Raw genomic sequence first — 13,053 nt, forward strand, 5'->3', positions numbered from 1 at the left:
GTACTGGTGTGATCGAACATGTGTTCGACGGCGCGGGCCCCCTCGCGCCGGGCAGCCAGTGGACGGGAGGGCTCGTCGTGCCGCGGACGACGGACGGCCGGTACGCCGAGCTGCACGCCCACTCGGCGTTCAGCTTCCTCGACGGCGCGAGCCAGCCCGAGGAGCTCGCCGCCGAGGCTGTGCGGCTCGGCCTGGACGCCCTCGCGCTCACCGACCACGACGGCCTCTACGGCGTGGTGCGCTTCGCCCAGGCCGCGCGCGCCGTCGGGCTGCCCACCGTGTTCGGCGCCGAACTGCACCTGCCCGTCCCCGGCGGGGGGTGGGGCGCGCAGCGCGTCAGCGGCCCCGACGTGCTCGACGCGCCCACCGGCGTCCCCGACCCCCGCGCCACCCACCTGCTCGTGCTGGCCCGCGGGCCCGACGGCTACCGCGCGCTGTCGAGGGCCATCGCCACGGGACACCTGGCCGCCGGGGCCAAGGGCGCCGCGCAGCACACCTGGGAGGGGCTCGCCGAGCAGGCCGCCGGGCAGTGGCTCATCCTCACCGGCTGCCGCAAGGGCTCCGTCCGCCAGGCCCTCGCCAGCGGCGGGGGAGCAGACGGCGAGGTGACGCCCGAGGGATTCCTCGCCGGCCGCGCCGAGCTCGACCGGCTCGTCGGGCTGTTCGGCCACGAGAACGTCGCCGTCGAGGCCACCGACCACGGCGGCCCGTTCGACGCCGAGCGCAACGACGCCCTCGCGGCGCTCGCGGCCGCCGCCGACCTGCCCCTCGTCGCCACCGGCAACGTCCACTACGCCACCCCCCGGGACGCCGATCTCGCGGCGGCGCTCGCGGCCGTGCGGGCCCGCTCCTCGCTCGACGACCTCGACGGCTGGCTGCCCGGCGCCCCCACCGCCCACCTGCGCTCGGCGGCGGAGATGCTGGCCCTGCACCGACGCCACCCGCAGGCCGTGGCCACCGCCGCGCGCCTGGCCGCCGAGTGCGCGTTCGACCTCGCCCTGGTCGCCCCCCAACTGCCGCCCTACCCCGTGCCGCCCGGCCACACGGAGGCGAGTTGGCTGCGCGAGTTGGTGCGTCGCGGCGCCCTGGAGCTGTACGGGCCGCCGGAGGCCGAGCGGGTGCCCGGGGCGTACGCGCAACTCGAGCACGAGCTGCGCGTCATCGAGGACCTGGGCTTCCCGGGGTACTTCCTGGTCGTCTACGACCTGGTCGACTTCTGCCGCCGCAACGGCATCATGGCGCAGGGCCGCGGCTCGGCCGCCAACTCCGCGGTCTGCTACGTGCTGCGGGTCACGGCGGTGGACGCGGTGGCCCACGGGCTGCTGTTCGAGCGCTTCCTGGCGCCCGAGCGGGACGGGCCCCCGGACATCGACGTGGACATCGAGTCGGGCCGCCGCGAGGAGGTCATCCAGTACGTCTACGCCAAGCACGGCCGCACGCATGCCGCGCAGGTCGCGAACGTCATCACCTACCGGCCGCGCTCGGCGGTGCGCGACGCGGCGCGCGCGCTCGGCTACGACGCGGGGCAGCAGGACGCGTGGAGCAAGTCCATCGAGCGCTGGGGCAGCCTGCGCGGCGCGGACCCAGTGACGCCCGACGGCCGCGACGCCGCGCCCGCGCGTGACGCGCCGCCCGCCCGGACCGGTCGGGGCCGCGACCCGCATGACGCGGTGTGGGGGACGACGTTCGAGCCCACCGCCGACCGGCACGACGTGGTCCCGCGCACCCGCCCCCCGGCGGCGTCCGAGCTCGACGAGATCCCCGAGCAGGTCATCGACCTGGCGGAGCGATTCCTGCGCCTGCCGCGTCACCTGGGCATCCACTCGGGCGGCATGGTGATGTGCGACAGGCCCGTCATCGAGGTCTGCCCGGTGGAGTGGGCCCGGATGCCGGGGCGCACCGTGCTGCAGTGGGACAAGGAGGACTGCGCCGACGCGGGGCTGGTGAAGTTCGACCTGCTGGGCCTGGGCATGCTGACCGCCCTGCGGATCGCGTTCGACCTGGTGCGCGAGCATGAGGGCGTCGAGCTCGACCTGCACGCCCTGCCGTACGAGGACCCGCTCGTCTACGACCTGCTCAGCGCCGCCGACACGGTGGGCGTGTTCCAGGTGGAGTCGCGCGCCCAGATGGGCACCCTGCCGCGCCTGCAGCCGCGCCGGTTCTACGACATCGTCGTGGAGGTCGCGCTCATCCGCCCCGGGCCCATCCAGGGCGGCTCGGTGCACCCGTACATCAACCGGTACCACGGCCGGGAGAAGGTCACCTACCTGCACCCCAAACTGGAGAAGTCGCTCGCGAAGACCCTGGGGGTGCCGCTGTTCCAGGAGCAGCTCATGCAGATGGCCATCGACGTCGCGGACTTCACCCCCGCCGAGGCCGACCAACTGCGCCGGGCGATGGGCTCCAAGCGGTCCACCGAGCGGATGGAGGCCCTGCACGCCCGCCTGCTCGCCGGGATGGCCGCGAACGGCATCGACCGGGAGACCGGCGAGCAGATCTTCGACAAGCTCAAGGCCTTCGCCGACTTCGGGTTCCCCGAGTCCCACGCGTACTCGTTCGCGTTCCTCGTGTACGCGAGCGCCTGGCTCAAGGTGCACCACCCGGCCGCCTTCTACGCCGGCCTGCTGGCCGCGCAGCCGATGGGCTTCTACTCCCCACAGTCCTTGGTCGCCGACGCGCGCCGCCACGGCCTGCAGGTGCTGCGCCCGTGCGTGCAGGCCTCCGGGGTGCAGGCACGGGTCGAGCGGCTGGGCCCGACGCCGCCGGGTGGGGAGCCGCGCCTCGTGCCGACGCACTCCGGCACGGCGCCGGTGCACGAGCACGCGACAGCCGACAACGGCCGGGCGCTCGCGGTCCGGATGGGCCTCGCCTCGGTGCGGGGCGTGGGGGAGGACGTCGCCGAGCGCGTGGTGGCCGAGCGCGTCGCGCATGGGCCGTTCGTGGACCTGCGCGATCTGGTGCGCCGGGTGAGCCTGACCACCGCGCAGCTCGAGGCGCTCGCCACCGGCGGCGCCCTGGGCGCGTTGGGGGCCACCCGGCGGGAGGCGTTGTGGGCCGCGGGCGCCCTCGCCCTGGAGGGGCCCGACACGCTACCCGGCGTCGCGGTGGGCGTCAGCGCCCCCACGCTGCCCGGCATGACGGACGTCGAGCTGGCGGTGGCCGATGTGTGGGCCACCGGCGTCTCAGTGGACTCCTACCCCACGCAGCACGTGCGCGAGGGCCTCGACGCCGCCGGTGTGCTGCGCGTCGAGCAGGCGTACCGCCACGAGGAGGGGAGGCGGGTCGCGGTGGCGGGGGTCGTCACCCACCGACAGCGGCCGGGGACGGCGGGCGGGGTCACGTTCCTGTCGCTCGAGGACGAGACGGGCCTGCTCAACGTGGTCTGCTCGCCGGGGCTCTGGCAGAAGTTCCGCAAGGCGGCCCGCACGTCGGCGGCGCTGGTGGTGCGCGGCCGGCTGGAACGGGCCGACGGCGCCACGAACCTCATCGCCGAGCACCTGGCCCCGCTGTCCCTGCGGGTGCGGACCACGTCGCGCGACTTCCGTTGAAGGGCAGCCGCACCCGAGCCGGACCCGGTGGTTACGCTGCCTAGATGCCCCTCTTCGGCTCGCTGGTCGCCTACCTCCCCACCCCGCGCACCGTCACGGAGGAGGTCGCCGAGGGTGTGCTCGCCCAGCTCGTCGACCGGGCCGTGGCCGGTGGCGCCAGCGGCGTCGCGGTGCTCGGCAGCACGGGCGGATTCGCGTACCTGGACCGGGCCCAGAGGCGGCGGGTGTGCGAGGCGGCTGTGGAGGCCGCGGCCGGGCGGGTCCCGGTGCTGGCGGGCGTCGGCGCCCTGACCACCCGCGACGTCCTCGACCTCGCGCGCGACGCCGAGCAGGCGGGGGCAGACGCGCTGCTCGTGCCGACGATGGCGTACCTGCCGCTCACCGACGACGAGGTGCACGAGCTGTACCGGTGTGTGACCCAGGTGGTCGGGATCCCGCTGTGGGCGTACCACAACCCCGTCGCCACCCGGTACGACTTCAGCATCGAGCAACTGCGCCGCGTCACCCGGCTGCCCGGCGTCCAAGGCGTCAAAGACCGGGGGGCCAGCGCCGACCTGGTGCGCGGACGCGCGCGGGAGCTGCACCACAAGCTCCCCGCCGACATCGAGATCGGCTTCAGCGGCGACGGCCTCGGCGTGCACGGCCTGCTCGGCGGCGCCCGCACCTGGCACTCCGGGCTCGCGGGCGTGCTGCCCGCCCGCTACGCCGAGGTCGCCGACGTGGCCGCCGCCGGGCACGCCGAGCGCGCCCTGGCCCTGATGGCTGGGCTCCAGCCGCTCGCCGACCTCGCCGCGACCGGCGGCGCGCGCGTCGTGCACGCCGTGGGGGAGGCGCTCGGCGTGGATGTCGGCCCGCTGCCGGCCCCGCTGCGGCGGCCCGGGCCCGGCGTGCTCCGAGAGATCGACCGGGCGCTCGCGGGCCTCGACGACCCCGCGTAGGCGCCGGGGCGGCCTACTCCTCGTCGCCTTGATAGGCCTCATACGGCTCGCGCACGTCCCCGGGCTCCAGCTCCGGCTCGGGCTCCCGCAGCCGGGAGAACACCGTCCACGCGACCGCGACCAGCGGCACCGCGATGACCGCGCCCAGGATGCCGGCCGTCAACGTGCCGCCCAGCACCACCACGGCGATCACGACGGGGTGCAGCGCGACCTGCTTGCCCATCACCAGAGGCTGCAGCACATGCCCCTCGAACTGGCCGATCAGCGCGATCCCGATGCCGACGATCGCCGCCTGCACCGGCCCGTTCGCCGCCAGGGCCACGATCATCGCGATGACCATCGCCGCGGGGGCGCCCACCAGCGGGATGAACGCGCCGATCAGCACCAGCACCGCGAGGGGCGCCGCCAGCGGCACCCCGATGATCGACAGCAGGATGAACGCCAGCAGGCCGTCGGTGAACGCGATGATCAGGATGCCGCGCGTGTAGCCGGAGAACGTGTACCACCCGGCGGCGCCCGCGACGCTCCACGACCTCCGAGCGCTCAGGGGGAGCTGCGCCAGGAACCACTCCCACATCTGCCGCCCGCTGGTGAGGAAGAACACCGCGCAGAACGTCGCCAGCGCGAGCGCCGTCAGCACCTCCACCACGCTGCCCGCGCCTGCCGCGGCCTCCGACGCGAGCTCGCTGGCGTGCTCCTCCACCCACGTCCGGCCGTTCTCGATCCACTGGTTGATCTGGTCGGAGGTGACCCGGAACGGCGAGCCGTCCTCGAGGAAGTCGATGATGTCCTGGATGCCGCTGGCGAACTGGTCGGACAGCTTGGACCACTGGCCCGCGACCGACACCCCCACGTAGGTGAGCATCCCCAGCAGGATCAGCACCCCGCCCAGCAGCCCGAGGGCCGTGGCCAGCGGCCGCGGCATCACCCGGGCGAACAGCTCCACCGCGGGGCGCAGCACCGCCGTGAACACCAGGGCCAAGAACAGGGAGATGAACAGCAGCTGCACGCGGGACGTGGCGTAGAAGACCAGGGCGATGGCCGCCGTCACCACCAGCAGCCGCCACGACACCCCGGCCAAGTTCGTCAGCCAGCGCGGCGCCGTCGGCTCGGCGACGACGATGGGGGCGGCGCGACGGGAGCCCGCGAGGCGCCGCGTCGAGGACGTCACGCCGACCGGGTGCCGGGGCGGGCCCGAGGCCCGGTCGCCCGACGCGCCCTGATCGGCCATCAGCCCTCCTCCGGTGTGGCGGGCGTCACCCCGAGATCGGGTGATCTGGCCCCGTACGCTGCGGTGATGCTGTCCCTGGACAGTCTGCCCCGCACCCGCGATTCATGCTCGACCGGCTCGCCATGCTATGTTTCTGCCCGCACCTGAGGGAGCCGAAAGGCGTCCTGAGGTCCACCTGTCCGGGTGGCGGAATGGCAGACGCGCTAGCTTGAGGTGCTAGTGCCCGAAAGGGCGTGGGGGTTCAAGTCCCCCTCCGGACACTCGTTGAGACAGCGACGACGAAGGCCTCGATCCCCGCCAGGATCGGGGCCTTCGTCGCTTCCACTTGCTCTCGTTGAGCGCCTTCTGCTCAGGAGCCGCTCCTGCGGGCGTAGGCGGGGGACGCCCCGAAGTCGACGGAGACGCATGGCTCGTCACCCACGACCCAGGCATCGTGGCCCGGTTCGACGCGCACGACGTCGTTGGGCGCGGCCTCCACCTCGGCGCCGTCGTCCATCACCACCTTCAGCCGCCCAGAGATCACGTAGAAGAAGTGCGGTGACTGGCAGCTGTCCGTGCCCGCGATCGGGCGGACGTTCTCCGACCACCGCCAGCCGGGTTCGAACGTCGCCTTGACCACCGTGTTGCCAGCCAACTCCACGACCTGCGCCTGGCCATTGCCCGTGAATGGTCGAACGTCGTCAGGCGCGTCGAAGCTCTTCGACTCCACTCCAGCCATCAGAACCAACCCCCTTGATCGAGTGACCCATTCGACGCTACGCCGGCGCCCGTCATCGTGAAGCCCTTCGCGTCCTGGGCTGCGCCCACCTGACCGGTCGGCGCCTCGGGGTCGTTCGTGGGGCTGCCGACGGCAAATCCCGCGACCAGCGGCGTCGTGCGCGGCAGAGTGGCGCCATGAGCAGCCTGCCTGTCACCGCACCGGTCGCCTACGGGTGGCGTGAGCCCTTCGACAACGCGGAGGCCAACGCCCTGCACGCCGAGGCGTTCGGCCATCAGCCCGTCGATGACGACTGGAACGACCGGGTTGCGCGCCTGAGCCTCGGCTGGGCCACCGCCCGGGATGACGCGGGGCTGGTGGGCTTCGTCAACGTCGTGTGGGACGGGCTGGTCCACGCGTTCGTCGTGGACACCTCGGTGGCGTTGCGCGCGCGACGGCAGGGGGTCGGCGCCCGGCTGATCGCGGTGGCGCGAGATGAGGCAGCGGCTGCGGGGTGCGAGTGGCTGCACGTCGACTTCGAGGAGGACCTCGAGGCGTTCTACGTGGACGCGTGCGGGTTCGCGCCGACACGAGCCGGGCTGGTGCGGCTGCGGCCGTGACAGGCGGGGCAGCGCGGTCGCGCAGGTCGTCGGCGGGCGCCAGCCTGGCTCAGTGACCCGTTCCGAGCGCGTGGTCGACATCGACGGGGTGTCGCTGTGCCTCGACATCTCGGGGCCGCCTGACGCCCCGGTGCTGCTGCTCGCGCACGGCGCCGCCTGCTCGCTCGACGCGTGGCCGGACGAGCTGGTCGACCGGCTCGCGCGGGAGCGGCGGGTGATCCGCTTCGACTGGCGGGACACCGGGCGGTCCACCACCTGGCCGGTGGGCCGGCCGGGCTACGGCCTGCCCGATCTGGCCGACGACCTGATGCGGGTCCTCGACGCCGAGGAGGTGGCGCGGGCGCATCTCGTCGGGCTGTCGATGGGTGGATCCGCGGCACAACTGGCGGCGCTCCGGCATCCCGGGCGGGTGCTGACGCTCACGCTCATGAGCTGCACGCCGGGCGCCCCGGGCCGGGAGGCCGACGATCTGCCAGGGCCGGACCAGGAGGCGTTCGCGTCTGGGCCGCCCGAGCCCGACTGGTCCGATCCGGCGGAGGCGGTGGCGTACCTCGTCGAGTCCGAGCGGGCGTACCAGCGTGGCGGCTTCGAGGCCGATGTGCAGCGCGCCGTGGCAGAGCGCACGGTCGCGCGGTCATCGGACCTGCGGGCGCGGGAGAACCACTACGCCGTCGACGGGGGGCCGGGGTGGCGCGGCAGGCTCGGCGAGATCGGCGCGCCGACGCTCGTGGTCCACGGCGCCGACGACCCGGTGTTCCCCCTGCCCCACGCGGAGGCCCTGGCGGTGGAGGTCCCGGGCGCCAGCCTCCTCGTCGTGCGGGACGCGGGGCATGGCGCCCCTCCTCGGCGGGCCTGGCCACAACTGGTCGAGCGGCTGCTGGAGCACACGTCCCGCTAGCGGGCGCAGCGTGAAAGGTTTCGGCTCTTGTGCGTCGGGAAAGCGGTCTCCTACGATCGGGAAACCGGTTCCTCGCTGCGTTGCGCCTGATCCTGGCGCTACCTGCCCGAGTGCCGGGACGGCGGCGCCGACGACCTCCGACGGCGCCATCGGTGACCAGAGGTGTGCGCTCCCGATCCCGAGGAGACGTCCGCACGAGGCGGTGGACGACGACAGGCGGCTGAGGCCAACCCGGCCCCGACGCCAGCCGCCGAGCCGCATGGGGCGCCCAGAGCGCGCCGCACGCACACAGCAACGGCCCGAGTTCAATGACGAATGTGAGGCAACGATGAGACGACTAGTCGCACAACGCACCCTCGCGGCGAGCGCCGCGACGGCCCTGGCGGCCACGATCGGCCTGACCGCCCTGGCCATGCCCGCCGCCCAGGCGGCGACCGGCAGCGCCACCGGCTACGCGAGCAGCAACGGCGGCACCACCGGCGGAGCCGGCGGCCAGACCGTGCGGGCCACCACGGGCACCGCGATCCACGCGGCCCTGTGCAGCCGGGCCAGCACCAGCACCCCGATCACCATCGAGGTCGTGGGGACCATCAACCACGGCAACACGTCCAAGGCGTCGGGCTCCTCCTGCAGCACCGCGGACGGCGTGATCGAGCTCAAGGGGATCAGCAACGTCACGATCGTCGGTGTCGGCAGCGGCGCCACCTTCGACCAGGTCGGCATCCACATCCGGGACTCCCGCAACATCATCATCCAGAACGTGACGGTCAAGAACGTCAAGAAGTCGGGCTCGCCCACATCCAACGGCGGCGACGCCATCGGCATGGAGGACGGCGTCCGCAACGTGTGGGTGGACCACGTCACCCTGGAGGCCTCGGGTGGTGAGTCGGAGGGCTTCGACGGCCTGTTCGACATGAAGAACAACACCCAGTACGTGACGCTGTCGTACAGCGTCCTGCGCAACTCGGGCCGTGGCGGCCTTATCGGCTCCAGCGAGAGCGACACCACGAACGGCTTCGTCACGTTCCACCACAACCGCTACGAGAACATCGACTCCCGCGCGCCCTTGCTGCGTGGCGGCATCGCGCACATCTACAACAACCACTACGTGAGCCTCAACGAGTCCGGCATCAACTCGCGGGCCGGGGCCAAGGCGAAGGTGGAGAACAACTACTTCGAGGACTCCAAGGACGTCCTCGGCACCTTCTACACGGACCAGGCCGGCTACTGGCAGGTCGCCGGCAACATCTTCGACAACGTGACGTGGTCCAGCCGCAGCGGCGACAACCAGCCCGCCGGCCCCAACCCCACGTCGAACACGACCGTCAGCATCCCGTACTCCTACGGCCTGGACGGCGCGAGCTGCGTGCCCGACGTCGTCCGCCAGACGGCAGGCGCCAACACGGGGCTGCGCGTGTCGAACGGCTCGTGCACGCCGCAGACGCCGAGCCCCACGACCAACCCGACGACGAACCCCACCACCAACCCCACGTCCAACCCGACGACCAGCCCGACGACCAGCCCGACGTCGAACCCGACGCCGAGCGGGACCAACCTGAGCATCGGCGCCAGCTCCGACGGCTCGAGCAAGGCGAGCGGGACGAGCTACGGCAACGCCCACGACGGCTCGACGAGCACCTACTGGTCGCCCTCGGGAACCACCGGGCGGATCTCGATCAAGTGGGGCTCGGCCACCACCGTGTCCAAGGTCAACATCCGTGAGGCGTCCGGCGCCGTCGGCAACATCGGGGCGTGGAAGGTCGTCAACAACGACACCGGCGCGACCCTGGCCACGGGCAACGGCGCCGGGGTGATCTCCTTCACCGCGACCTCGCTGAAGAAGATCAACTTCGAGATCACCAGCGCGTCGGGCACGCCGCGCATCGCGGAGTTCGAGACCTACAAGTAGCACCCGCCGCGTCGCCGGACCCGTCTCGCGGTGACGTGAGAGGGCAGTCCGCGCGGTGAGGCAGCGACATCGAAGGCCCCGGGGCGCGCGCTCCGGGGCCTTCGACGCGCGCGATCACTCGGGGCGCCGTTCCAGCACGTGCAGGTAGTGCGGGTTCGACATGACGCCCAGCACGTTCCCGAACGGGTCCACCACCGCCGCGGTGACGTAGCCCTCGCCCCGGGGCGTCGGCTCCTCGAAGGGCGTGGCGCCCCGTGCCAGCAGGTCCTCGTAGGTCTGCCGCGGGTCGTCGACGTGCCAGTAGGCGATGGCGCCTCCCGGGTCGTCGCTGGAGCGTGGTGGCGCGAAGGAGGAGTCGATGATGCCGAGCTCGTGCTGGTAGTCGCCGATGCGGAACTCCATGTACCGCGGGGGAGCGGGAGGCTCGGGCATGACGTAGTACGGCTCGACGCCCAGCAGCTGGCTGTACCAATCGGCGGCTGCTGCGACGTCCGGGGCCCAGAAGCTGATGGTGGTGAGTCCTCGCAGAGGGCTGGTCTTGCTCATCGCCCGCGCTCCCTCGTGTCGATGGCCGAGCGGCCAACCGGCCGCCCGGTGTTGTCGTCATCGTCACCCCGGCCCGTCGGGGCCCGCACCCGCAGGGGCGTGTCGCCGTCCGCCGCCGTCGCCACGGTCATGTCTGAAACCCGCCAGCCTTCGCCGCGCCGCGGGGTGAGGATGGACCCATGAGCAGCGACCGGACCGCGCACGCCGACGGGGCGCGATGCGCCCTGGGCGACCCGATGTTCGCGGAGCGCTACCGGGCGATCGACGCGCGCGACACCCGGTTCGACGGGCGGTTCTTCACGGCGGTCTCCTCGACCGGGATCTACTGCCGGCCCTCATGCCCGGCCCGCACCCCGGCGCCTCGGAACGTCACCTTCTTCCTCACGTCGGCCGCCGCGCACCAGGCGGGCTACCGCGCCTGCAAGCGCTGCCTGCCGGAGGCGGCGCCCGGCACACCGGACTGGGACCTGCGGGGCGACCTGGCCGCCCGCGCGATGCGCCTGATCGCCGATGGCGTTGTCGACAGGGAGGGCGTCGACGGCTTGGCCGCGCGTCTGGGCTACACGGCCCGGCACGTCCACCGGCTGCTGGTGGCCGAGCTCGGCGCGGGGCCGCTCGCCCTCGCAAGGGCCCGGCGGGCCCAGACTGCCCGCTCGCTGCTGGTGGGCACCAGCCTGCCGATGGCGCAGGTGGCATTCGCAGCGGGCTTCGGCTCGATCCGGCAGTTCAACGAGACGGTCCACGAGGTCTTCGCGGCCCGGCCGAGCGAGGTGCGCGCCCGCGCCGGCGCCGTCCCGGGCGGCCACCCGCCGACGGGCGCGACCGCGGCGGACGCGCCGGTGCGGCTCGACCTCGACCTGCCCGTGCGGCAGCCGTTCGACGCGCCAGGCGTCTTCCGATTCCTGGCCATGCGCGCGATCCGGGGGGTGGAGGTGGCCGACCTCCGCGGCGACGGCCCGCTGCGGTACGCCCGGACGCTCACCCTCCCGCATGGCCCCGGCGCGCTCGAGGTCGTCGCGACGCCTACGGCAGGCGGATGGCGGCTGCGCGCGGGGCTCGAGCTCGCCTCATTGGCCGACGTCGTCCCCGCAGTCGCCCGCGCCCGGCGCATGCTCGACCTGGACGCCGACCCTCTCGCCATCGACGACGCGCTGGGCGCCGACCCCCGGCTGGCCCCGCTTGTCACGCGCACGCCGGGGATCCGCGTGCCGGGCGCGGTGGACCCGCATGAGCTGGTGGTCCGGGCGCTCGTCGGGCAGCAGATCTCCGTCGCCGCCGCCCGCACCCACCTGGGCCGCCTCGCCACCGAGGTGGGGGCTCCGCACGCCTCGGGCATCCCCGGCCTCGATCGGATCTTCCCCACACCCGCCCAGATCGTCGAGGGAGTGCCGGAGCCCGACGAGCACCTGGACCCGGACCGGCCCCTGCGACTTCCCCGTCAGGCGGTGCGCGCCGTGCTGGCGACCGCCCGGGCCCTGGCCGACGGCAGCCTCGACGTCCATGTCGGCGCCGATCCGGAGGCGCTGCGCGCCCAGCTCGTCGCCCGCCCGAGGATCGGCCCGTGGACCGCCGCCTACATCGCCATGCGCGTGCTGGGCGATCCCGACGCCTGGCTCGACGGCGATGTCGCGCTCGTCGCCGGCGCGCGCGCGGTCGGCGTGCTCGAGGACGACGGCCCCATGGCCGCCAGCCACCGGGCGCTCACACGCCATGCCGCCGCCTGGGCGCCATGGCGCTCATATGCCGCGATGCACCTGTGGCAGGCCGCCGACGCGGCCCGCCCCGAGAGGAGAGCCCCATGACCGCGAGCACTGCGACGGCGAGCACCACGATGGCGAGCACTGCGACGGCCGGCACGCCAGATGGCCCGTTCACCGTCCTGCTCAACGGCGGCGACGTCCTCGCCTCCGGTTGGACCGAGGACGTCGCGTCCCTCCTCGCGCTCGTGCACCCGTCCCTGCGCCCCGCGCCCGGCGACGTGGTGCGGGCGGGACCGGCGACCCAGGACGAGGCGGCCAGGTCGGCTCTCGGCGCGGTCGCCGCGTTCTACGACGGCGACCTCGAGGCGCCCGCCAGGATCGCCGTCCGCCAGCGGTCGGGGGAGTTCCGCATGCGTGCCTGGGAGGTGCTGCGGCAGGTCGCCCCCGGCGAGCGCGTCACGTACTCGGACTACGCGGTGCGCGCGGGCCATCCCGCGGCGGTGCGGGCGGCGGCCGCGGCATGCGCGATGAACGCCGCGGCGCTGTTCGTCCCCTGCCACCGGGTCCTGCGGTCCGACGGCGGGCTCGGCGGGTTCCGGTACGGCCTCGCCCGCAAGCAGCGGCTGCTCGACCATGAGGCGGGATCGGGCCCGCAGCCGGTGTTGTTCCCGTTCTAGCCCAACCCCCGCGCCTCGGCCCGGCCAGCGGCGAGGGCAGCCGTCAGACGGCGGGCCCCGGCTGCCCACCAGGGTGCGGGGGAGTGCTGTCGCGCGCGTCGAGGATCCCGTCGCGCACGGCACGCCGGACGATCCAGTACGCGGCGTACAGCGTCGCGGCGAGCACCAGGAGGCTGATCAGCAGGGAGATGACGGAGGCGGCTGCGAGCGATCTCATGTCCGGATGCTAGGGACAGGGCGGGACCACCGAGCGGGATTCGGCCAGGGGAGTTGTGGGTCTTGGCCGGAG

The 13,053-nt window shown here is 73.5% G+C and carries 11 protein-coding genes and 1 tRNA gene; 8 read left to right on the forward strand and 4 right to left on the reverse strand.

Features of this window, described 5'->3' with window-relative positions:
* The first annotated feature begins 77 nt into the window (after positions 1 to 77).
* Together QUV83_RS14690 and QUV83_RS14695 are read left to right on the forward strand one after the other, a co-directional pair.
* Positions 78 to 3,548 carry an error-prone DNA polymerase gene (locus QUV83_RS14690; RefSeq protein ID WP_289565691.1) on the forward strand — a complete coding sequence of 1,157 codons (3,471 nt, stop codon included), beginning with the start codon at positions 78 to 80 and terminating at the stop codon, positions 3,546 to 3,548.
* A 44-nt stretch (positions 3,549 to 3,592) separates the two neighbouring features.
* On the forward strand, positions 3,593 to 4,486 hold the full coding sequence (locus tag QUV83_RS14695) for a dihydrodipicolinate synthase family protein (protein ID WP_289565612.1): 894 nt from the start codon (positions 3,593 to 3,595) through the stop codon (positions 4,484 to 4,486).
* Positions 4,487 to 4,499: 13 nt separating this feature from the next.
* On the opposite strand, the gene QUV83_RS14700 is transcribed toward QUV83_RS14695, so the two are convergent.
* On the reverse strand, positions 4,500 to 5,717 hold the full coding sequence (locus QUV83_RS14700; RefSeq protein ID WP_289565614.1) for an AI-2E family transporter: 1,218 nt from the start codon (positions 5,715 to 5,717) through the stop codon (positions 4,500 to 4,502).
* 177 nt (positions 5,718 to 5,894) lie between these two features.
* On the opposite strand from QUV83_RS14700, the gene QUV83_RS14705 reads away from it, so the two are divergent.
* Positions 5,895 to 5,977, forward strand: a tRNA-Leu gene (locus tag QUV83_RS14705).
* Between the two features lie 89 nt (positions 5,978 to 6,066).
* Here QUV83_RS14705 and QUV83_RS14710 read toward each other — a convergent pair.
* Entirely contained in the window at positions 6,067 to 6,435 is a 369-nt protein-coding gene (locus QUV83_RS14710; protein WP_289565616.1) for a cupin domain-containing protein, read from the reverse strand.
* Between the two features lie 176 nt (positions 6,436 to 6,611).
* On the opposite strand from QUV83_RS14710, the gene QUV83_RS14715 reads away from it, so the two are divergent.
* From QUV83_RS14715 to QUV83_RS14725, 3 genes are all read left to right on the forward strand, one after another.
* Positions 6,612 to 7,034: a GNAT family N-acetyltransferase gene (locus QUV83_RS14715; RefSeq protein WP_289565619.1), complete on the forward strand. Its 423-nt coding sequence runs from the start codon at positions 6,612 to 6,614 to the stop codon at positions 7,032 to 7,034.
* Between the two features lie 52 nt (positions 7,035 to 7,086).
* Entirely contained in the window at positions 7,087 to 7,932 is an 846-nt protein-coding gene (locus QUV83_RS14720) for an alpha/beta fold hydrolase (protein ID WP_289565621.1), read from the forward strand.
* Between the two features lie 328 nt (positions 7,933 to 8,260).
* Positions 8,261 to 9,841 carry a pectate lyase family protein gene (locus QUV83_RS14725; RefSeq protein WP_289565622.1) on the forward strand — a complete coding sequence of 527 codons (1,581 nt, stop codon included), beginning with the start codon at positions 8,261 to 8,263 and terminating at the stop codon, positions 9,839 to 9,841.
* A gap of 114 nt (positions 9,842 to 9,955) precedes the next feature.
* Here the strand turns inward: QUV83_RS14725 and QUV83_RS14730 are convergent, their stop codons facing one another.
* The gene (locus QUV83_RS14730) at positions 9,956 to 10,387 is read right to left on the reverse strand and encodes a VOC family protein (protein WP_289565624.1); all 432 of its coding nucleotides are present in this window, start codon (positions 10,385 to 10,387) and stop codon (positions 9,956 to 9,958) included.
* A 179-nt stretch (positions 10,388 to 10,566) separates the two neighbouring features.
* Between QUV83_RS14730 and QUV83_RS14735 the strand changes: the two genes are divergently transcribed.
* Positions 10,567 to 12,189 (forward strand): DNA-3-methyladenine glycosylase 2 family protein, encoded by a 1,623-nt coding sequence (locus QUV83_RS14735; RefSeq protein WP_289565626.1) that lies wholly within the window; start codon positions 10,567 to 10,569, stop codon positions 12,187 to 12,189.
* A complete protein-coding gene (locus tag QUV83_RS14740; RefSeq protein WP_289565628.1) occupies positions 12,186 to 12,764 on the forward strand; it encodes a methylated-DNA--[protein]-cysteine S-methyltransferase in 579 nt (192 codons plus the stop codon). Before QUV83_RS14735 ends, QUV83_RS14740 begins: the two co-directional genes overlap by 4 nt.
* A gap of 43 nt (positions 12,765 to 12,807) precedes the next feature.
* On the opposite strand, the gene QUV83_RS14745 is transcribed toward QUV83_RS14740, so the two are convergent.
* A complete protein-coding gene (locus QUV83_RS14745; RefSeq protein ID WP_289565630.1) occupies positions 12,808 to 12,981 on the reverse strand; it encodes a hypothetical protein in 174 nt (57 codons plus the stop codon).
* Positions 12,982 to 13,053: the final 72 nt, after the last annotated feature.

The sequence above is a fragment of the Cellulomonas cellasea genome (assembly GCF_030372105.1).
Classification (GTDB): domain Bacteria; phylum Actinomycetota; class Actinomycetes; order Actinomycetales; family Cellulomonadaceae; genus Cellulomonas_A; species Cellulomonas_A cellasea_A.

Bases quoted from the DNA above. Each gene is read 5' to 3' on its own strand.
- QUV83_RS14725 (WP_289565622.1), top strand. From the start codon at position 8,261: ATGAGACGACTAGTCGCACAACGCACCCTCGCGGCGAGCGCCGCGACG.
- QUV83_RS14715 (WP_289565619.1), top strand. From the start codon at position 6,612: ATGAGCAGCCTGCCTGTCACCGCACCGGTCGCCTACGGGTGGCGTGAG.
- QUV83_RS14700 (WP_289565614.1), bottom strand. From the start codon at position 5,717: ATGGCCGATCAGGGCGCGTCGGGCGACCGGGCCTCGGGCCCGCCCCGG.
- QUV83_RS14730 (WP_289565624.1), bottom strand. From the start codon at position 10,387: ATGAGCAAGACCAGCCCTCTGCGAGGACTCACCACCATCAGCTTCTGG.
- QUV83_RS14695 (WP_289565612.1), top strand. From the start codon at position 3,593: ATGCCCCTCTTCGGCTCGCTGGTCGCCTACCTCCCCACCCCGCGCACC.
- QUV83_RS14710 (WP_289565616.1), bottom strand. From the start codon at position 6,435: ATGGCTGGAGTGGAGTCGAAGAGCTTCGACGCGCCTGACGACGTTCGA.
- QUV83_RS14740 (WP_289565628.1), top strand. From the start codon at position 12,186: ATGACCGCGAGCACTGCGACGGCGAGCACCACGATGGCGAGCACTGCG.
- QUV83_RS14735 (WP_289565626.1), top strand. From the start codon at position 10,567: ATGAGCAGCGACCGGACCGCGCACGCCGACGGGGCGCGATGCGCCCTG.
- QUV83_RS14745 (WP_289565630.1), bottom strand. From the start codon at position 12,981: ATGAGATCGCTCGCAGCCGCCTCCGTCATCTCCCTGCTGATCAGCCTC.